The sequence below is a fragment of the Pantoea sp. Lu_F5_004 genome (assembly GCF_051136245.1).
In the GTDB taxonomy this organism is placed as follows: Bacteria; Pseudomonadota; Gammaproteobacteria; order Enterobacterales; family Enterobacteriaceae; genus Pantoea; species Pantoea agglomerans.
The window spans coordinates 1114777-1133947 of record NZ_CP194946.1; the positions used below are offsets into that span (position 1 = coordinate 1114777).

Here is a 19171-nt window from a genome sequence, read left to right on the forward strand (position 1 = left end):
ATCGGCTACGGGCAACATAGCGGCTTATTTTGGCCTGCTAGCGGAACCGCATGAGCGCAAACCACATTCCTGTCCAATTCAGCGATCGTAAGCGTGGTGCCGTTGACCGTCTGACGCGGCGGCTGGTCACCTGCTGTGGCGTGGCGATCCTGCTATTGATGCTGCTGCTCTTCTGCTGGCTGATTGGCGTGGTATTACCGCTGTTTAATGCGCCGGGCCTGCAGATCGCGGCCAGCCAGCAACTCTGGGATCGTGCGCCAGCCTTAGCGATTGGCAATCAGGGGAAGGTCGGCTGGCGCATCAGCGAGCGCGGTGCGGCGCGTTTTATCCCGCTGGATGGTCAGCCTGCGGAACCGGCACTGGCCCTGACCCCGCCGCCCGGCGAGATAGTGCGGAGTGCCGATGAGCAGACGCTACTACTGAATATGCAGGGTGCGCTGACACTGATGCAGCCCACGGCCGACCAGCAGTGGCGTTTTCCGCTGGGCGACAAACCGTTTCATCTGCCCGATGGCGCAGTGACGAAGATGGCGCTGGCGACGCGCCATGCGGGTCAGTGGCGTATAGCCGCACTCACTGAGGCCGGACTCCGGGTGCTGACGCTTGGGACCGATCGCCAGGCCTCGGTTATCCCGCTGCCGCAACGCCAGCTGGATCTGCTGGCGCTCTCGCCGTCCGGCGATCTGCTCTACACCACCGAAGGCAATCTGCTGCGGGTCTGGCAACTTGATGATGACCGTGCACTATTGCGCGAAACGCACACCCTGCCGCATCAGCCAATAAGTCTGCATCTGCTGGTGGGCGGCAGAAGCCTGCTGATCCAGGATCGCAGCGGTGTCACGCAGTGGTTTGCTATCGCCAGCGACCAGGGGCCGCGCCTGCAGCGCATTCGTACCTTTGCCAGCAGCGACGGCGAGACCATTCTGGTGACGGAATCACAACGCCGCGTGTTTGCGACGCTCAGCAAACAGGGGATGCTGCGGCTGTTTGCCAGCAAGCAGAATGGCCCGATACTGCAGCGTCAGCTGGAACCTGGCATTGTGCAGGCGCAGTTTTCGCCACGTGGCGACAGCCTGCTGATTGAACGGGCGGGAAGCTGGCAGACCCTGCGGCTTGATAATCCGTGGCCGGACGTCACCTGGCGCAATTTCTGGCAAAAAATCTGGTATGAAAATTACCCCGGACCGGACTGGATCTGGCAATCGACCGCGGCGGGTGACAGTTATCAGGCCAAGTTCAGCCTGATGCCGATGGTGATGGGTACGCTGAAAGCGGCGAGTTTAGCGCTGATGTTTGCCACACCGCTGGCGCTGGCGGCGGCGATGTACACCGCCTGGTTCATGGCGCCAGGCCTGCGACGCTGGGTCAAACCGGCCATTGAGATGATGGGTGCGCTGCCAAGCGTGGTCGTGGGGCTGATTGCCGGGATCTGGCTCGCGCCGCATATTGGTCAGGCGCTGGTGGGTGTGCTGCTGCTGCCGCTGACGCTGGCGGGCACGCTGCTGCTGTGCGGCGTATTCAGCGCGCGTTTACCGCCGCGCTGGCGTCAGCCGGGTCGTGAAGTGCTGATTCTGCTGCCGCTGTTGCTGCTGGTCACGCTGCTGACGCTGTGGCTGCCCACGCTGTTGATACCGGATGCGGGCGACTGGCTGCCGCATTACGAACAGCGCAATCTGCTGGTGGCCGCGCTGGCGATGGGCTTTGCGCTGGTACCGCTGATCTTTACCCTCTCTGAGGATGCGCTGTTCAGCGTGCCCGCAGCGTTAGGGCAGGGCTCGCTGGCACTGGGCGCGACGCCGTGGCAAACCCTGACCCGCGTCGTGCTGCCGGGTGCTTCCGCCGGTATTTTTGCCGCTCTGATGATTGGTCTGGGGCGTGCCGTAGGAGAAACCATGATTTTGCTGATGGCGACCGGCAACACGCCGCAAAGTGAAGGTGGCCTGTTCAGCGGCCTGCGCGCGCTGTCCGCCAATATCGCCATTGAGATGCCGGAAGCGGCGGCGGGGAGTGCCCATTATCGCGTGCTGTTTCTTAGCGCCCTGATGCTGCTGCTGTTTACGCTGGTGATCAACACGGTTGCCGAGCTGATCCGTCAGCGGCTGCGCCAGCGCTACAGCCAGCACGAGGAGCAGGCATGAAAGCGATGCAACAGAACGATCGCTGGCGCTGGCTAACCGCCGGTGCCGTAGCCGTCTGCCTGCTGGCCTTTACGCTGCTGATTGGGTTACTGGCCTGGCAGGGCGTGCGCGCTTTCTGGCCGCAGCGCGTCGATCTCTACACGTTTAGCCAGCCTGAAGGGGGCGAGACGCGGCTGCTGGGTGAAACCCTGGAACATCAGAGGCGCTTTCCGGCCCCGGCAGATGAGCAGGGCAACAGCGGCGGACAGGTTAATCGCTATCTGATCAAAACCGGTAACCGTGACTGGGACGCACCCGATTTCCGGGTGGTTTACAGTCGCACGGCGGCGCAGGTCAGCCAGCCCGCGGACGTCATGGTGCTGCAGCGCCGCAGCCACGGTCAGGCATACGGCTGGTTTGTCGGCCTGCGTGAAGATAATGAAGAGCTAACTGCGCAGGATCCCGATGCACTGCTGCATCAGCGGCTCGGACAGGTGCAGATGCTGGTGCGGCAGGCTAATCAGATTCGCCGGGTCGATATGGCGCGCCTCAACAGCCAGCGTGAGCAGCTTGATGAGCAGGCGACCACAAACCGTGCTGCCGGGCGCTTTGATCTGCAGGCCGAGTCAGAATATCAGGCCAATCAGGCCGCTTTACAGCGCCGTTTTAATCAGCTGAGCGAGACACTGGCTTCGCTGCAACAGCAGAGTCAGCGCGATCTGTTAATCCTGCGGGATGTGCATGGCACCGAACATGCGATCCCGCTGACCGAAATCGTTGACAGCTGGAAGCCGAACGCGATGAAGCTGACCGGCAAAACGCTGCATTTCCTGGATCAGCTGTGGCGTTTCGTCAGTGATTCACCCGCTGAAGGCGAGAGTGAGTCCGGGGCGTTCCCGGCGATCTTTGGCACCGTGCTGATGGTGCTGCTGATGTCGGTGGTCGTGATGCCGCTGGGTGTCATCGCCGCCATCTGGCTGCATGAATATGCCGGACGCAATGCGCTGACAAGACTGGTGCGCATCGCGGTGGTCAATCTGGCAGGCGTCCCTTCAATCGTCTATGGCGTATTTGGTCTGGGCTTCTTTGTCTGGCTGGTGGGCGGCACGATAGACCAGCTCTTCTTCGCCAGCGCGCTGCCCAATCCTACCTTTGGGACACCTGGTTTGCTGTGGGCGTCGCTGACTCTGGCGTTATTAACGCTGCCGGTGGTGATTGTGGCGACCGAAGAGGGATTATCCCGCATTCCCAACAGCCTGCGGCAGGGTTCGCTGGCGCTGGGCGCGACTCAGGCGGAAACCCTGTGGAACGTGGTGCTGCCGATGGCGGTGCCTGCCATGCTGACCGGCCTGATTCTGGCGGTGGCGCGTGCCGCCGGTGAAACCGCGCCGCTGATGCTGGTTGGCGTGGTAAAAATGGTGCCGGAACTGCCTGTCGACGCGGTGTTTCCTTATCTGCATCTGGACCGCAAGTTTATGCATCTGGGCTTCCAGATTTACGATCTGGCGTTTCAGAGTCCGAATATTGAAGCTGACCGGCCGCTGGTGTTCGCCACCGCGCTGCTGCTGGTGCTGATTATTCTGTCGCTTAATCTGCTGGCGATGGGCCTGCGTCACCGTCTGCGTGAACGCTATCGCCTTATGACTCAATAACAGGCTATGACTATGACGTCCGACACGGATATCGCGCTGACCGTTAACCAGCTGTCGCTGTGGTATGGCGAGCGCCAGGCGCTGCAGGCTATTTCGCTGCAGGTGCCGAAAAACAAGATTACCGCGCTGATTGGCCCCTCCGGCTGTGGCAAATCGACGCTGCTGCGCTGTTTTAATCGCATGAATGATGTGATTGATCATTGCCGGGTCGAGGGTGAGGTGTTGCTGGGATCGCAGCCGATCCTGCGACCTGAACAGGATCTCTCGGCGCTGCGTCGTCGGGTCGGCATGGTGTTTCAGCGCCCCAATCCTTTTCCAAAATCGATCTATGAAAATGTGGTCTACGGGCTGCGCTTACAGGGTGTACGCGATCGGCGGGTGCTGAACGAAGCCTGTGAACGTGCGCTGCGCGCGGCGGCGCTGTGGAGTGAGGTCAAAGATCAGCTGTCACAGAATGCGCTGACGCTCTCGACCGGACAGCAGCAGCGGCTGGTGATTGCCCGCGCCATTGCGATTGAACCGGAAGTTCTGCTGCTGGATGAGCCGACTTCCGCGCTGGATCCCATCTCCACGCTGGTGATTGAAGAGCTGATGACCACGCTCAAGCAGCATTTCACGCTGGTGCTGGTGACGCACAACATGCAGCAGGCTTCTCGCGTGTCAGATTACACCGCGTTTATGCATCAGGGCGCGTTAGTGGAGTTTGATGAGACTGACCGTATCTTTACCGCGCCAAAACAGCGACGCACCGAAGATTACATTACGGGGCGCTACGGCTGAGGAAGGGGAAAAGCAGGCTTTCGTGAGGTGGGAATGAAGCACCGGCTCAGGGAGCCTGTACCCTTCGTAAAGACGCAAAAACGCCATCTTTGGCGGCTCAGCGCGGGCGATTACGCACCTCATCCCTGAGGTGCGCCCGTAGCCGGGCCAACGCTTTGCGTTGTTCAAAAACGCTCCCGACGTTTTTGTCCATGGCCCGCGATGCTTTACTACGGGTACAGGCTCCCATCGTTTTGATTTTTTTAGCCGTCTGTGGGAAAACCCGCAACGGCTTCTGAAGCGTCAGTCGTTAGCATAACCCTGCGGCGGCAGCGGTTCGCCATCCAGCCAGGCCTGGCCGTCACGCATCGCCAGACGGCCCTCCACAAACCAGCCGATTACCATCGGATAGATGGCATGCTCCTGATGCTGCACCCGCTCCGTAATCTCCGCTTCGCTGTCGCCGGGAAATACCGGGACTTTTGCCTGCAGGATCACCGGCCCCCCATCCAGCTCGTCAGTGACGAAATGCACGGAGGTGCCATGTTCGCTGTCGCCATTTTCCAGCGCCTGACGATGCGTATGCAGACCCGGATATTTCGGCAACAGGGAAGGGTGGATATTCAGCAGGCGATCGTGAAAATGGGCCACGAACGCGCTGCTGAGAATGCGCATATAGCCGGCCAGCACAATCAGGTCTGGAGTGTAGGCTTCGATTTCAGCGATGAGCTGGCGATCGAAGGCTTCGCGGTCGGCGAAGTCGCTGGCGGCAAGCGAGTGGGCGGGAATCCCCGCCTCCTGCGCCCGCGTCAGGCCATAAGCGGCGGCACGATTGCTGAACACGGCAGCCACGCTGCCGTGAATCCGCCCGCTTGCACAGGCGTCAAGGATGGACTGAAGGTTACTTCCGTTGCCGGAAATCAGTACAACCAGCTTTTTCATCCGTTGATGACCACACGCTCTTCGGCATCAGACGCTTTAATCACGCCGAGCTTCCAGGCTTTCTCGCCCGCAGCCTGCATCAGCGCAATCGCGTTATCCGCGTCTGCCGGACTCAGGGCGATGATCATGCCGACACCGCAGTTAAAGGTACGGTACATCTCGAAACGGCTGACGTTGCCCGCCTGCTGTAACCAGCTGAAGACGGCCGGCCACTGCCAGCTCTTCTCGTCGATCACGGCCTGAGTATTGTCGGGCAGCACGCGCGGAATATTCTCCCAGAAGCCGCCGCCGGTCAGGTGTGCGATAGCGTGCACATCGACCTGCTCAATCAGGCTCAGAATATTTTTCACGTAGATGCGGGTCGGTTCCAGCAGATGATCGGCCAGCGGTTTACCTTCCAGCTGTTCAGTCTGTGGATCGGTGTTGCTGACTTCCAGAATCTTGCGCACCAGCGAATAGCCGTTGGAGTGCGGGCCGCTGGAGCCGAGGGCAATCAGTACGTCGCCATCCTGCACCTTGCTGCCATCAATGATCTCTGACTTTTCCACCACGCCAACACAGAAACCGGCCACGTCGTAATCTTCGCCGTGATACATGCCTGGCATCTCAGCGGTTTCACCGCCCACCAGCGCACAACCCGACTGCAGACAACCTTCGGCGATGCCGGTGATGACTGCAGAGGCAGTATCCACATCCAGTTTGCCGGTAGCGTAGTAGTCGAGGAAGAAGAGGGGCTCGGCGCCCTGTACTACCAGGTCGTTGACGCACATCGCCACCAGGTCAACACCAATGGCATCGTGACGTTTGAGATCCATCGCCAGACGCAGCTTGGTGCCAACGCCATCGGTGCCGGAGACCAGCACCGGTTCACGGTATTTTTGCGGCAGCGCGCAAAGCGCACCAAAACCGCCCAGTCCACCCATCACTTCCGGGCGACGCGTCTTTTTCACTACGCCTTTAATACGGTCAACCAGAGCGTTACCAGCATCAATATCAACACCGGCGTCTTTGTAACTGAGAGAGGTTTTGTCGGTCACTGCGAGGTCCCCACGCGAGTTGCGGTTGGTGGTTTAAAATAAAGCGCGGCAATTCTATCAGTGCAGGCAAACGTTTGCGAGTCCGGGATTGCGCATCGGACGATTTTCATTAATCCTCTATTTGTCCCGGTAAAACCCGCGGCTTTGCGCAAGAGCAGGTGGCGCGGAGCGCAAAAGGCGGTATAATCCCGCGATTTTTTTTAGCTCAACTCATTCCGGGAGAACACCAATGAAGATCGTGGAAGTCAGACACCCGCTGGTCAAACATAAACTGGGCTTGATGCGTGAGCATGATATCAGTACAAAGCGTTTTCGCGAGCTGGCGTCTGAAGTGGGCAGCCTGCTGACCTACGAAGCGACCGCCGATCTGGAAACAGAGCGCGTAACCATTGAGGGCTGGAACGGCCCGGTAGAGATCGATCAGATCAAAGGCAAAAAAATCACGGTGGTGCCGATTCTGCGTGCCGGCCTTGGCATGATGGAAGGGGTGCTGGAGCACGTTCCCAGCGCCCGTATCAGCGTGGTGGGTGTTTACCGCGATGAAGAGACACTGGAGCCGGTTCCCTATTTCCAGAAGCTGGTCTCTAACATCGAGGAGCGCCTGGCGCTGGTCGTCGATCCTATGCTGGCGACCGGCGGTTCCATGATCGCCACCATCGACCTGCTGAAGAAAGCGGGCTGCACCAGCATCAAAGTGCTGGTACTGGTTGCCGCACCAGAAGGGATTGCCGCGCTGGAGAAAGCGCATCCTGACGTTGAGCTTTACACCGCGTCAGTGGATCAGGGACTGAATGAGAAGGGTTACATCATTCCCGGGCTCGGCGATGCCGGGGACAAGATTTTCGGAACCAAATAATCGCACAGCCGACCAGAGAGTCGGCTTTTTTTTGGCAAAAAAAAGATCCCCGAACGGGTTTGGTGTGGCTGCAAGGCTCACCGGCGTGCCTGCTGCTATGCCAGAGGCGCGCGCCCTGGGGGATAAATAACACAAGGGGATAAATGATGACTCGTCGCGCCATTGGCGTCAGTGAACGACCGCCGTTACTACAAACCATTCCACTCAGCCTGCAACACCTGTTCGCCATGTTTGGTGCCACGGTACTGGTACCGATTCTGTTCCACATCAACCCGGCGACGGTGCTGTTATTCAACGGCGTTGGGACGCTGATCTACCTCTTTATCTGTAAAGGCAAAATTCCCGCTTACCTCGGTTCCAGTTTTGCCTTTATCTCGCCAGTACTGCTATTGCTGCCGCTGGGTTATGAGGTCGCGCTGGGCGGATTTATCCTCTGCGGCGTGCTGTTCTGTCTCGTGGCACTGATTGTCAAACGCGCGGGCACCGGCTGGCTCGATGTGATGTTTCCCCCGGCGGCGATGGGCGCGATTGTCGCCGTCATCGGTCTGGAACTGGCAGGGGTAGCCGCCAATATGGCAGGGCTGCTGCCCGCGGAAGGCAGCACGCCCGACAGTACAACCGTGCTGATTTCGCTGGTCACGCTGGCAGTGACGGTATTCGGTTCCGTGCTGTTTCGTGGCTTCCTGGCGATCATCCCGATTCTGGTCGGGGTGGTGGCGGGTTATCTGCTCTCTGCATTTATGGGCATCGTTGACTGGAGCGGCGTGGTTAAAGCCCCCTGGTTTGCGCTGCCAACTTTCTATACCCCGCGCTTTGAGTGGGTGGCGATGCTGACGATCCTGCCTGCGGCGCTGGTGGTGATTGCCGAGCATATCGGTCATCTGGTGGTCACCGCCAATATCGTAAAGAAAGATCTGATTCGCGACCCTGGCCTGCATCGTTCGATGTTCGCCAACGGCTTATCAACGGTCATTTCCGGCTTCTTTGGTTCAACGCCTAACACCACCTACGGTGAAAACATCGGTGTGATGGCGATTACCCGCGTCTACAGTACCTGGGTGATTGGCGGCGCGGCGATTCTGGCAATCCTGCTCTCCTGTGTCGGCAAACTGGCGGCGGTGATTCAGGCGATCCCGGTACCGGTAATGGGCGGCGTGTCGCTGCTGCTGTATGGCGTGATTGGCGCATCCGGTATCCGGGTGTTGATCGAATCCAAAGTCGATTACAACAAAGCGCAAAATCTGATCCTGACTTCGGTGATCCTGATCATCGGCGTCAGCGGTGCGAAAGTGCATATCGGTGCTGCGGAGCTGAAAGGCATGGCGCTGGCGACGATCGTGGGGGTGGGATTAGCGCTGATCTTCCGTGTGATCTCGCTGTTGCGTCCGGAAGAAGTGGTGCTGGAGGCTGAAGAATCGCGCGAGCCGTGATCGCAGCAAGCCTGACAGGATCGGGGCAGGGACGCTCCATTCATCTCTTTCTGAAAACTGTGTTAGACTTCCCCCGATTTTTTGCTTGTTCTCTTGCTGAGGTGCTTCTGAACACGCCGGCACAATTGTCATTGCCACTCTATTTACCTGACGATGAAACCTTCTCCAGCTTCTGGCCGGGGGAAAACCCGTCGCTGATTGCCGCGCTGAAAGGCGCTCTCAACCAACAACATGGCAGCTATCTCTACTTCTGGTCACGCGAGGGCGGAGGGCGGAGCCATTTGCTGCACGCCGCGTGCGCCGAGATGTCAGCGCGCAGCGAAGCGGTCGGTTACGTTCCGCTGGATAAACGCACCTGGTTTGTACCGGAAGTACTGGAAGGGATGGAGCAGCTGTCACTGGTCTGCATCGATAACATCGAGTGCATTGCAGGCGAGCCTGAATGGGAAATGGCGATCTTCGATCTCTATAACCGTATTCTGGAAACCGGCAATACGCGCCTGTTTATTACCGGCGATCGTCCACCACGCCAGCTTAATCTGCAACTGCCCGATCTCGCCTCGCGGCTGGACTGGGGGCAGATCTATCGCCTGCAGCCTCTCTCCGACGAAGACAAATTACAGGCGCTGCAACTGCGCGCCGGGTTACGCGGATTTGAGCTGCCGGAAGATGTGGGACGCTTCCTGCTGAAGCGACTGGATCGTGAAATGCGCACCCTGTTTGATACGCTGGATCGGCTTGATCGCGCCTCGATCAGTGCCCAGCGTAAACTCACCATTCCGTTTGTGAAAGAGACACTCGGCCTTTAAAACAGGTCGAGCACCGCTTCGGGCGGACGTCCGATCCGCGCCTTGTCGCCATTGATCACTATCGGCCTTTCAATCAGCACCGGATGTTCCACCAGCGCATCCAGCAGCGCACTTTCGCTTTTGTCGCTGAGTGCCAGTTCGCTATAGATCGCCTCTTTAGTCCGCATCAACTGCTGTGCGCTCTGCATTCCCAGTTTCTGTAACAGGATTTGCAGCGTCTCGCGATCGGGCGGCGTTTGCAGATAGAGCACCACTTCCGGCTCTATCCCGCGGGCGTTCAGCAGCGCCAGCGTCTCGCGGCTCTTGCTGCAGAGCGGGTTGTGGTAAATCGTCACCATCTCAGACTCTCCTTTATTCGCAGCATGAATGCTCAGCCTTTCTGATATTGCTTAAAGCGCTGTTGTAACTGGCGCAGCTGATCGATACGGGCATCGTAGCGCGCCTGTTTCAGGCTGCCGAGCGGCACCTGTGCGCTGGCGCTGCCAAGTGCGGTGATCGCCTGATCGAGCTGGCCATTCAGCGCCAGACTCTCTGCCCGCGCCGATAACTCTTCATCATTCAGTCCCTGCTGTGCAGACGCCTGGGCCAGCAAATCCCAGCCGTTGGGATCATCTTTATTAGCCCAGGTGTAGCGATTCAGAATGCGGCTGGCGTTGGCATACTGTTTCGCTTCAACGTAGGCGTTGGCCAGGTTGAGCTGCACCACCGGGCTGTTTTTTGCACTGGTGGCGGCGCTGAGCAGGGCGATCGCCTGTTGGGGCTGATTCAGGCCGATATCGATGTCTGACATAAGATCCAGGAACCAGACGTTATTCGGCTGTTTCGCCAGCAGCGGCGTCATAATCCGCTTCGCATCGGCAAAACTTTTCGCCTGCAAAAACTGTATGGCTTTGCCATATTGTGACGCCAGCTGCTCACGAGAATTGCCGCTGGCATACTGGTTCAGCAGTTCGTCGGTAAGCTGATTACGCCCGGTGGAGTACATGCCCAGTGAACGCACCTTGGCCAGATAGAAATCTTCTGTAGATTGCACCACCACCGGCCGCATCTGGTTAGCGCGGTTACGGGCATCCGCCAGACGGCTGTCGGGCAGGGGATGCGTCAGCAGAATTTCAGGTGGCTTCGAGGAGAAGCGGCTCTGATCGGCCAGCTTCTGCAGAAAGTTCGGCATCGCCTGGGGATCAAACCCGGCGCGCTGCAGTACCTGAATTCCGATGCGGTCGGCTTCCTGTTCATTACCCTGGGTAAAACTGATAATTCCCTGCTGAGTTCCCGCCAGGGTGCCGGTCAGTGCTGCCATGCCCGCCTGCGGATTGGCCATCGCCAGCAGAATAGAGCCCAGCGCACCGACCCATGTCAGTGGCGCATTGCGCTTCTGATCTTCCATTGCACGCGCCAGATGGCGCTGGGTAACGTGTGAAATCTCATGCGCCATCACTGACGCCAGCTGGCTTTCATTTTCGGTATAGCGGAACAGCGCTGAGTGCAGCACCACGTTGCCTCCAAAAAAGGCAAAGGCGTTGAGCTCATCGTTCTGAATCAGAAAGAAGTGGAACGGGGTTTTCACCGAGTCGGCATGCGACACCAGTCGCTGACCCAGCTGATTAATATACTGATTAAGCAGCGGATCGTTGATCAGCGGCGCACTGGCACGCAGCTGGCGCACATAAAAGTCGCCCATCTGCAGTTCCTGATTAATCGACAGCGTCGAACCGGCCGTAGTGCCAATATCGGGAAGTGAATCACTGACATCGGCGTAAGCAGGTGACAGAGTAGTGAAAATGAGCGTCGGAAGGAGCGCGGCGATCAGCGTTTTCTTTAACCGGTTCAACATGCCTTAATCCTGTAGAAGAGGCCCTGAAAATGGACAGGTGCGCAGCGGGAATGTTCCATTTTTCGCAGATAACGACGGTTCGTGACTATCTTAACCAGAGCATCAAAAGAATGAAATGTCGTTTTCTGGCAAACGACCGGCGTGATTTGTGCAAGATCGCCCATTTTGACGAAAAAAATTGAACATCCTGCCAACGTAAACCGCAGCTAAACGAATAGAAACCGGCGGAGTATCGCCGGGTTTGTGAGCGTTTAAGTGACGCCTTATTCATTTATTCCCAATGCGCTTCGGCAGAATAAAGCAGAATCTGCTGCCGCGCAGATTTAGCCAGTCAGCGTATTTTTTTAAAGTTATGTAAATTCACTCAAAAAAACTGACTATGGCATGAGTTTTTCCAGGTCTACTCTGAAAAAACAGCCATCTCTGAGCCGTTAATCTCCTCTTCGCCATTGATAAATTAAATCGTCACCCCCGCCTTTATCCTGCTTATTCCAGCTATACCTGGCTGTTATTTATTTCTGTTAATGTCACAGGAAGGGATAAGAGCTAAAAGAGTCAGGTCCATTCTGATTAAGACATTTTTTTCCTCATAATGAAAATTTTCGATTAATTCGGAAGGCGAATAAGTTCAGCAGTTATCAGACGCGCGCTGACCTGAATTTACACAGGCGAGAATTATGCCTGCGCTGTGATATAGATAGCCGACCTGATTCTGTCCTGAATCTGCCAGACATATTTGCCGGAGAGAAGTGTTATGCGTTCAGTGGTTTCATACGCGTTAATCGCCATTATTGGCGGAGTCGTTGGCGCGGCTGTCACTCAGAGTGGCGAGATTTATGACAAAGTGACACGCCATTTTGCAACCGAGCCTCAGGAAGCTCCGGGATTCTGGAGCACACTGGCGATTGAAGGTTACGGCAAAATTCATTATGAGCCCGACGCCGCGTTTAAACCGGTGGCGGGCCTGAGCAATAAAATTGTTTTCCAGATTACCCGAAGCGATGGCGCGATGACCGCGCCCAATCTGGGACTGGAGCGTGTGGCGCGCGTGGTGAATTTATATATCGCCTCCGGCATTCCGGCCGATCAGCTGAAGTTTGTTGTTTCGGTCACCGGCGACGCGACCCCCGCCATGCTGGATAACGCCCATTTTAAAAAGTTTTATGGCATCGAAAATCCAAACCTGAAGCTGATTAATGAGCTGAATCAGGCGGGAGTGAAAGTCTCGGTCTGCGATCAGTCCGTGGCATTCCATCACTATCCCAATAACTGGATTGATAAATCTGTAGTCCATGCACTTTCCAGTCCGACCACAGTATCAACCCTGCAAAACCAGGGCTACGCGTGGCTGGCAATGTAATTAATATTTTAAACGATTGGGAGAAGAGTTAATGCGTCCAGCAGCTTTAGTGGTGATGGCAGCCGTAGCGGGATTTATCGGCGGCAATGTTTTACAGTTGCCGGAATTATTCGATAAGGTCAGCGGAAAAATGGCGGATAATAAATCCGAACCTGCTGATTTCTGGAGTACGCCAGCGATTGAAGGCTACGGCAAAATACATTATGTCGATACGCCTGCATTTAAACCCGGCACGACAGCGGGCCTGAGTAATAAAATAGTATTCCAGATCAACCGCAGTGAAGGGGATATTCGTAAGCCGAATCTCGGTCTGGAGCGCGTAGCGCGCGTCACCAACCTCTATTATGCGGCAGGTGTGCCTCTCGACCAGCTGAAATTTGTGGTATCAATTAACGGCGACGCGGTTTCATCAGCGCTGAATAATGACCAGTTCAGCAAAGCCTACGGCGTCGATAACCCGAACCTGAAGCTGATCAGCGAGCTGAAAAAAGCGGGCGTTCAGGTCACTATCTGCGATCAGTCAGTGGCGTTTCATCAGCTTGAGCGCAACTGGATCGACCCGATGGTCACTCACACCATCTCCAGCGGCACCACCGTTGCCACCCTGGAAAACAGCGGTTACGCCTTCCTGATGCTTTAATTCCCCCACAGCGGCGTCACTGCCGCTGTCATCTGCCCGTCAAATTGCTGTGATGCCCCTGTCATAGAACGCCACTAGTGTTGTCGCAATGAGATCGATCTCATCGACAATAAACGAGGCAGTCATGACCGATTTAATCAGCGTAGCCAGACTGGCAGGGGTCTCCCGCGCAACCGCTGCGCGCGCCTTTTCTGACCCTCATCTGCTAAAACCTGGCACGCTGCAAAAGGTGCTTGCCGCCTCGGAACAGATCGGTTTCCGCCCGAATCATATTGCCCGTCAGCTCCGCACCCGGCACTCCACCACGCTTGGCGTCCTGTTGCCTTCGCTGCTCAATCCGGTTTTTGCCATGCAATTACAGGCGATGGAGCAGCAGGCTCGTCTGGCGGGATATGGCCTGCTGGTGGCAACCAGCGATTATCAGGCTGAGCGGGAAGCGGCCATTGTCGAACATATGCTGCACCAGCGTGTCGCCGGTCTGGTACTGACGGTGGCAGATGCCGACAGCAGTGCGCTGCTGCCAACACTGGCGGCGGCGAAGATGCCCTTCGTGCTGACCCACAACGTTCCGCAACAGCACGAATGGCCCGCGCTGTGTGTAGATAACCGCAAAGCCATTGCCGAAGCGACCGCCCATCTGGTGTCACTGGGCCACCGCCACATCGTGATGGTTGCGGGTCCTATGCAGCAATCTGACCGCGCCCGTCTGCGCTATCTCGGCTACTGCGATGCCATGCAGCAGGCCGGTCTGACGCCGCAGGCGATGATTGAGATGCCCAGCCATATCCAGTCCGATTTCCATCCGCTGCTGCCGCTGATTACTGCACCTTCGCCGCTGACGGCGGTGATTTGCAGTAACGATCTGCTGGCTATCAGCCTGCTGGGCGCCGCTGCGCGTGCCGGCGTCAGCGTTCCGAATCAGCTCTCCGTGATCGGCTTCGATGGCATTGAACTGGGCGAACAGCTTTCACCTTCACTGGCCAGTGTGGTGCAGCCGATTGCGCTAATGGGCGCGCGCGCCATTGACCTGCTTCTGAATCCCGTCGGCGGTAAAACCCATCTGCTGGCTCATCATTTACGTCTCGGGGAGAGTGTCGCCCCGGCATTTCATGGCTCTTTTTCAGGGGAACATCATGTCACTCACCGTTAACTTCAAACCTATCGCCAGCGCTGCGCTGCTGGCCGGATGCACGCTTGCCTCATCGTGGGCGCAGGCGGCAGAAAATGCTATCTGCTACAACTGCCCGCCAGAGTGGGCCGACTGGGCGACACAGCTCCAGGCGATCGAAAAAACGACGGGCATTCATGTGCCGCAGGATAATAAAAATTCGGGTCAGGCGCTGGCGCAACTGGTCGCCGAGAAAAGCAACCCGGTCGCCGACGTGGTCTATTACGGCGTCAGCTTCGGCATTCAGGCAGTCAGCGCAGACGTGGTCAGCGCTTACAAACCGGCAAACTGGGATCAGATCCCGGCAGGCATGAAAGATCCTGCTGGTAAGTGGGTGGCGCTGCACTCCGGTACCATGGGCTTTATGGTCAACGTTGATGCGCTGGGTGGCGCGCCGGTGCCGCGTTCCTGGGATGATCTTCTGAAGCCGGAATATAAAGGCATGGTGGGCTATCTTGATCCGGCCAGCGCCTTTGTGGGCTACGTTGCAGCCGTCGCGGTGAATCAGGCCAAAGGCGGCAACCTGCATGACTTCACCCCGGCCATCAACTGGTTCAAAGCGCTGCAACGCAACCAGCCGATTGTGCCTAAGCAGACCGCCTATGCCCGGCTGATTTCAGGCGAAATCCCGATTCTGATCGACTACGACTTCAATGCCTATCGCGCCCGCTATAAAGATCACGCCAATGTGGAATTTGTGATCCCCAGCGAGGGGACGGTCACGGTGCCTTACGTCATCAGCCTGGTGAAAAACGCGCCGCATCCGTCCAATGGTAAGAAAGTGATCGATTTCGTGCTGTCAGATGCTGGTCAGGCGATCTGGGCTAATGCCTGGCTGCGTCCGGTCCGGGCGGGGGCGATGTCACCCGAAGCGAAGAAATATTTTCTGCCTGACAGCGACTATGCGCGCGCTCACACGGTGGATTATCAACAGATGGCCGACGCGCAGAAGAGCTTCTCCGCCCGTTATCTGAGCGAGATCCGCTGATGTCACTCTCAGAGATCAATCCGTTTGCTGCTGGCGGCCCGGTTCGCCACCGCCTTCGGCCGCTGGGGGCAAACTGGCCGTGGATGCTGCTGCCTGCGCTGCTGTTCTTTGCTGCCTTCTGGCTGTTGCCGTTTGCTCGTCTGTTGCAGATCGGTATGACGGAGGATCGCACGACTCACCACAGCGGCTACTGGACGGTAATCAGCCAGCCGCAATATCTGCAAAGCCTGCTGAATACCGTGCTGCTCTCGGCGGCAGTCACACTGGTAACGCTGCTGATTGCTGCGGTGGTGGGCTGCTTTCTGGCACGGCAGCGCTTTACCGGGCGAGGCACTCTGCTGGCGCTGCTGACCTTTCCGCTGGCCTTTCCGGGCGTGGTGGTGGGATTTCTGATGGTCATGCTGGCGGGGCGTCAGGGGGTTCTGGCGCAACTCAGTCTCAGTCTGTTTCATGAGCGCTGGATCCTGGCCTATTCGCTCAGCGGCTTATTTATTGGCTATCTCTATTTTTCGCTGCCGCGCGCCATCGTGACGCTGGTGGCGGCCAGTGAAAAGCTGGACCGTTCGCTGGAAGAGGCCGCCCGATCGCTGGGTGCCAGCCAGTGGCGCATCATCATTGACGTCATCATTCCTGGGCTGAAACCGGCGCTGCTCTCCTGCGGCGCGCTCTGTTTCGCCACCAGCATGGGCGCCTTTGGCACCGCATTTACCCTTGGCACAGAGCTCGCGGTGCTGCCGCTGACCATTTATGGCGAGTTCACTAATTACGCCAACTTTGCCACCGCAGCGGCGCTTTCGGTGGTGATGGGGGCGGTGGCCTGGCTGGCGCTGATGCTGGCGAACGGACTGGCTGCCCGCCGCAAGGAGAGGGTATGAAGCGCCGGGGGCTGTTCTGGCTGCAGGTGGTGATCACCAGCCTCACCGCGCTGTTTATGATTGTGCCGGTTGTGCTCTCGATGCTGGCGGGCGTCACGCAGAACTATTTCACTGGCCTGCGCAGCGGCCTGACGCTGAAGTGGGTGGAACAGGTGTGGCAGATGTATGCCGACACCTTCTGGCTGTCGCTGCTGATCGCTCTGAGTTGTCTGGCGGTGACGGTTATCGCTGGCGTGCCGGCCGCCTGGGGCTTACTGAAATCACCGTCACGCTGGGCCAGCCGCATTGAGGAGTGCCTGATGCTGCCAGTCGCATTGCCGGGCCTCGCCACCGCTCTGGGCATCATTCTGCTTTATGGTCAGTTCAGCGCGTTGCGCGACAGCTGGCTCTTCATCCTTATCGGCCATGTGCTCTTTACCTTGCCCTTTATGATCCGACCGGTGCTGTCGGTGATGCAGGCGATTGATCTGCCGCGCCTTGAAGAAGCTGCCGCCAGCCTGGGGGCGGGCTTCTGGCGCCGCTTCTTTACCGTGGTCGTCCCGAACTGCCGCAACGGCATTCTGGCGGGCGCATTTATGGTGATCACCCTGTCGGTGGGGGAGTTCAACATTACCTGGATGCTGCACACGCCACTGACCAAAACCCTGCCGGTTGGTCTGGCCGACAGCTACACCTCGATGCGGCTGGAAGTCGGGTCCGCCTATACCCTGATCTTTATTATGATGATTTTACCGCTGCTGCTGTTGCTCAACGCCTGTAATCACTGGCTGGAACGGCAATCTTCGCGGCAGCAGAGAGAGGAAACCGTATGAATGAGGCCGTCAACGTGACGCTGCGCCACTGCTCGCGTCGCTTTAATCAGCAGGTCGCGCTGCATCCGCTCGACCTGCAGGTTCACGCCGGTGAAACACTGGTACTGCTGGGGCCGTCAGGCTGTGGCAAAACCACGCTGCTGCGTATTATCAGCGGTCTGGATAGCAGCGATCCCCCGGGAGAGATCTGGTTTGACAAGCGTAACGTCACCGCGCTGCCGATTGAGAAACGCAATGTTGGCATGGTGTTTCAGAACTACGCGCTGTTCCCGACGCTCAACGTGGCGCAGAACGTCGCCTATGGACTGAAGGTGCAGGGCGTGCCACGTGCCGAGCGTGACGCGCGGGTCGCGGAGATGCTGGCACTGGTTGACCTGACACATCTGTCCCACCGGGCGATTGATAAATTGTCCGGCGGGCAGAAGCAGCGGGTGGCGCTGGCACGTGCGCTGGCCGCCCGGCCCAAAGTCCTGTTGTTCGATGAGCCGCTGGCGGCGCTTGACGCCAGGCTGCGCGATCGGCTGCGACTGGAGATCGGCGCGCTGCTCAAGCGGCTGGCGATTACCGCGGTTTACGTCACCCACGATCAGCAGGAGGCGATGGCGCTGGGCGATCGCATCGCGGTGATGGAGCAGGGCCGTCTGGTGCAGTTGGATACTCCGCAGGGAATCTATCAGCGCCCGGCCTCCCGCTTTGTGGCGGATTTTGTGGGCGCCATTAACTGCATTGCGCACGATCCCGACGGTCATCCCCTGCGTTTTTGCCGCCCGGAAGATGTGCTGCTGGCCGACGACACACGCTATGCCCAGCGCGGTGTGGTGGTGGGCAGTACGTTTCTTGGCGCCTCGCAGCGCTTACTGATCGATATCGGGCTGGATAACCCCATTCAGGTCGAGCGTCATGCCCGCGAAATCTGGCAGGCGGGACAGCGCATCAGCTGGTCGCTGACCCGCCAGGCCGCGCTGGAATTTAGTTGCTAAGGAGTCTGTTGTGTCTGTTCAACCCACGGTCATCGCTCAAATCAGCGATCTGCATATCAAGGCCTTTGGTCGTCTCTCTTATAAACAGGTGGATACCCATGCCGCTTTACTGCAGGTTATCGATACTCTTAACGCGCTGCAGCCGCGCCCCGATGTGGTGGTGATTACCGGCGACCTGGTCGATTTTGGCAGGCCGGAAGAGTACCAGACGCTGCGCGAAGCCCTGCAGCGCCTCCAGCTGCCCTTTTATCTGATGGCGGGCAATCACGACGATCGCCAGGCACTGCGGGCTGCCTTCCCGGATCACACCTACCTGCAGGCGGGACCAACCCTGAACTGGCAGCTTAGCGTGGGCGGCGTCAGGCTGCTGGCCCTGGACTCCAGCGTACCGCAACAGCCGTGGGGCGAGGTGGATGAGCAACAGTTGCAATGGCTGGATCAGGCACTGCGCGAGGCCGCGGATCAGCCCACGCTGGTGATGCTGCATCATCCCCCTTTTGCCTCTGGCATTGCGCATATGGATCGGCAACGGTTACGCCATCCTGAGGCACTTGAGGCGATCATTGCCCGCCATCCGCAGGTTGAGCGGGTGCTCTGTGGTCATCTGCATCGCAGCCTGCAGACCCGCTTTGCCGGAACCCTGGCCTGTGTCGCACCAGGCGTGTCGCATCAGGTGGCTCTGGATCTGCATCCGGAGGGGCCGGCTCACTTTATTCTGGAGCCGCCTGGCTTTTTGCTCCATTGCTGGCAGCCAGTGCAGGGAATGGTCACGCATCAGTGCGCGATTGGCCACTTTTCGGGACCCTGGCCATTTTACGATAGTCAGGGGTTAATCGATTAGTGCCAGCTAAATCTGTATTAAGCGGGGTGATATTTGTCTTAATGCTGCTCAAAAATGCCGACACAGTGTAG

The 19171-nt window shown here is 58.1% G+C and carries 18 protein-coding genes; 14 read left to right on the forward strand and 4 right to left on the reverse strand.

Features of this window, described 5'->3' with window-relative positions; translation table 11 throughout:
- Positions 1–50 precede the first annotated feature (50 nt).
- Genes ACR8BN_RS05280 through pstB form a run of 3 tightly spaced genes read left to right on the forward strand, consistent with a single transcriptional unit; the run spans position 51 to position 4549 of the window.
- Positions 51–2138: an ABC transporter permease subunit gene (locus ACR8BN_RS05280; protein WP_434747383.1), complete on the forward strand. Its 2088-nt coding sequence runs from the start codon at positions 51–53 to the stop codon at positions 2136–2138.
- On the forward strand, positions 2135–3769 hold the full coding sequence (gene pstA, locus ACR8BN_RS05285; protein ID WP_307746574.1) for a phosphate ABC transporter permease PstA: 1635 nt from the start codon (positions 2135–2137) through the stop codon (positions 3767–3769). Before ACR8BN_RS05280 ends, pstA begins: the two co-directional genes overlap by 4 nt.
- Positions 3770–3781: 12 nt before the next feature.
- The gene (gene pstB / locus ACR8BN_RS05290; protein ID WP_010260068.1) at positions 3782–4549 is read left to right on the forward strand and encodes a phosphate ABC transporter ATP-binding protein PstB; all 768 of its coding nucleotides are present in this window, start codon (positions 3782–3784) and stop codon (positions 4547–4549) included.
- A gap of 282 nt (positions 4550–4831) precedes the next feature.
- Here pstB and purN read toward each other — a convergent pair whose 3' ends face one another.
- Both purN and purM read right to left on the reverse strand, forming a co-directional pair.
- The gene (purN, locus tag ACR8BN_RS05295) at positions 4832–5470 is read right to left on the reverse strand and encodes a phosphoribosylglycinamide formyltransferase (protein WP_064703337.1); all 639 of its coding nucleotides are present in this window, start codon (positions 5468–5470) and stop codon (positions 4832–4834) included.
- Positions 5467–6507 carry a phosphoribosylformylglycinamidine cyclo-ligase gene (gene purM, locus ACR8BN_RS05300; RefSeq protein ID WP_031592563.1) on the reverse strand — a complete coding sequence of 347 codons (1041 nt, stop codon included), beginning with the start codon at positions 6505–6507 and terminating at the stop codon, positions 5467–5469. The genes purN and purM overlap by 4 nt, the downstream gene beginning before the upstream one ends.
- Positions 6508–6736: 229 nt before the next feature.
- On the opposite strand from purM, the gene upp reads away from it, so the two are divergent.
- From upp to hda, 3 genes are all read left to right on the forward strand, one after another.
- Positions 6737–7363 carry a uracil phosphoribosyltransferase gene (gene upp / locus ACR8BN_RS05305; protein WP_009088774.1) on the forward strand — a complete coding sequence of 209 codons (627 nt, stop codon included), beginning with the start codon at positions 6737–6739 and terminating at the stop codon, positions 7361–7363.
- A 146-nt stretch (positions 7364–7509) separates the two neighbouring features.
- Positions 7510–8793: a uracil permease gene (gene uraA / locus ACR8BN_RS05310; protein WP_069025271.1), complete on the forward strand. Its 1284-nt coding sequence runs from the start codon at positions 7510–7512 to the stop codon at positions 8791–8793.
- A gap of 107 nt (positions 8794–8900) precedes the next feature.
- On the forward strand, positions 8901–9602 hold the full coding sequence (hda, locus tag ACR8BN_RS05315) for a DnaA inactivator Hda (protein ID WP_195719715.1): 702 nt from the start codon (positions 8901–8903) through the stop codon (positions 9600–9602).
- On the opposite strand, the gene arsC is transcribed toward hda, so the two are convergent.
- Together arsC and ACR8BN_RS05325 are read right to left on the reverse strand one after the other, a co-directional pair.
- On the reverse strand, positions 9599–9940 hold the full coding sequence (gene arsC, locus ACR8BN_RS05320; RefSeq protein WP_434747384.1) for an arsenate reductase (glutaredoxin): 342 nt from the start codon (positions 9938–9940) through the stop codon (positions 9599–9601). The genes hda and arsC overlap by 4 nt on opposite strands.
- 32 nt (positions 9941–9972) lie before the next feature.
- Positions 9973–11436: a beta-barrel assembly-enhancing protease gene (locus ACR8BN_RS05325; protein ID WP_039390812.1), complete on the reverse strand. Its 1464-nt coding sequence runs from the start codon at positions 11434–11436 to the stop codon at positions 9973–9975.
- 754 nt (positions 11437–12190) lie between these two features.
- Between ACR8BN_RS05325 and ACR8BN_RS05330 the strand changes: the two genes are divergently transcribed.
- The 8 genes from ACR8BN_RS05330 (at position 12191) to ACR8BN_RS05365 (ending at position 19100) form a co-directional block, all read left to right on the forward strand.
- On the forward strand, positions 12191–12796 hold the full coding sequence (locus ACR8BN_RS05330; protein ID WP_434747385.1) for a DsrE family protein: 606 nt from the start codon (positions 12191–12193) through the stop codon (positions 12794–12796).
- A gap of 31 nt (positions 12797–12827) precedes the next feature.
- Positions 12828–13436 (forward strand): DsrE family protein, encoded by a 609-nt coding sequence (locus ACR8BN_RS05335; RefSeq protein ID WP_010671341.1) that lies wholly within the window; start codon positions 12828–12830, stop codon positions 13434–13436.
- Between the two features lie 124 nt (positions 13437–13560).
- On the forward strand, positions 13561–14586 hold the full coding sequence (locus tag ACR8BN_RS05340) for a LacI family DNA-binding transcriptional regulator (RefSeq protein ID WP_424998204.1): 1026 nt from the start codon (positions 13561–13563) through the stop codon (positions 14584–14586).
- Positions 14570–15592, forward strand: coding sequence for an ABC transporter substrate-binding protein (locus ACR8BN_RS05345; protein ID WP_039390818.1), 1023 nt, complete (start codon positions 14570–14572; stop codon positions 15590–15592). The genes ACR8BN_RS05340 and ACR8BN_RS05345 overlap by 17 nt, the downstream gene beginning before the upstream one ends.
- Positions 15592–16467: an ABC transporter permease gene (locus ACR8BN_RS05350; RefSeq protein ID WP_134161065.1), complete on the forward strand. Its 876-nt coding sequence runs from the start codon at positions 15592–15594 to the stop codon at positions 16465–16467. The genes ACR8BN_RS05345 and ACR8BN_RS05350 overlap by 1 nt, the downstream gene beginning before the upstream one ends.
- On the forward strand, positions 16464–17279 hold the full coding sequence (locus tag ACR8BN_RS05355; protein ID WP_022624145.1) for an ABC transporter permease: 816 nt from the start codon (positions 16464–16466) through the stop codon (positions 17277–17279). Before ACR8BN_RS05350 ends, ACR8BN_RS05355 begins: the two co-directional genes overlap by 4 nt.
- Entirely contained in the window at positions 17276–18259 is a 984-nt protein-coding gene (locus ACR8BN_RS05360; protein ID WP_010260026.1) for an ABC transporter ATP-binding protein, read from the forward strand. Before ACR8BN_RS05355 ends, ACR8BN_RS05360 begins: the two co-directional genes overlap by 4 nt.
- A gap of 10 nt (positions 18260–18269) precedes the next feature.
- Positions 18270–19100, forward strand: coding sequence for a phosphodiesterase (locus tag ACR8BN_RS05365; protein ID WP_193585843.1), 831 nt, complete (start codon positions 18270–18272; stop codon positions 19098–19100).
- The last annotated feature ends 71 nt before the right edge of the window (positions 19101–19171 follow it).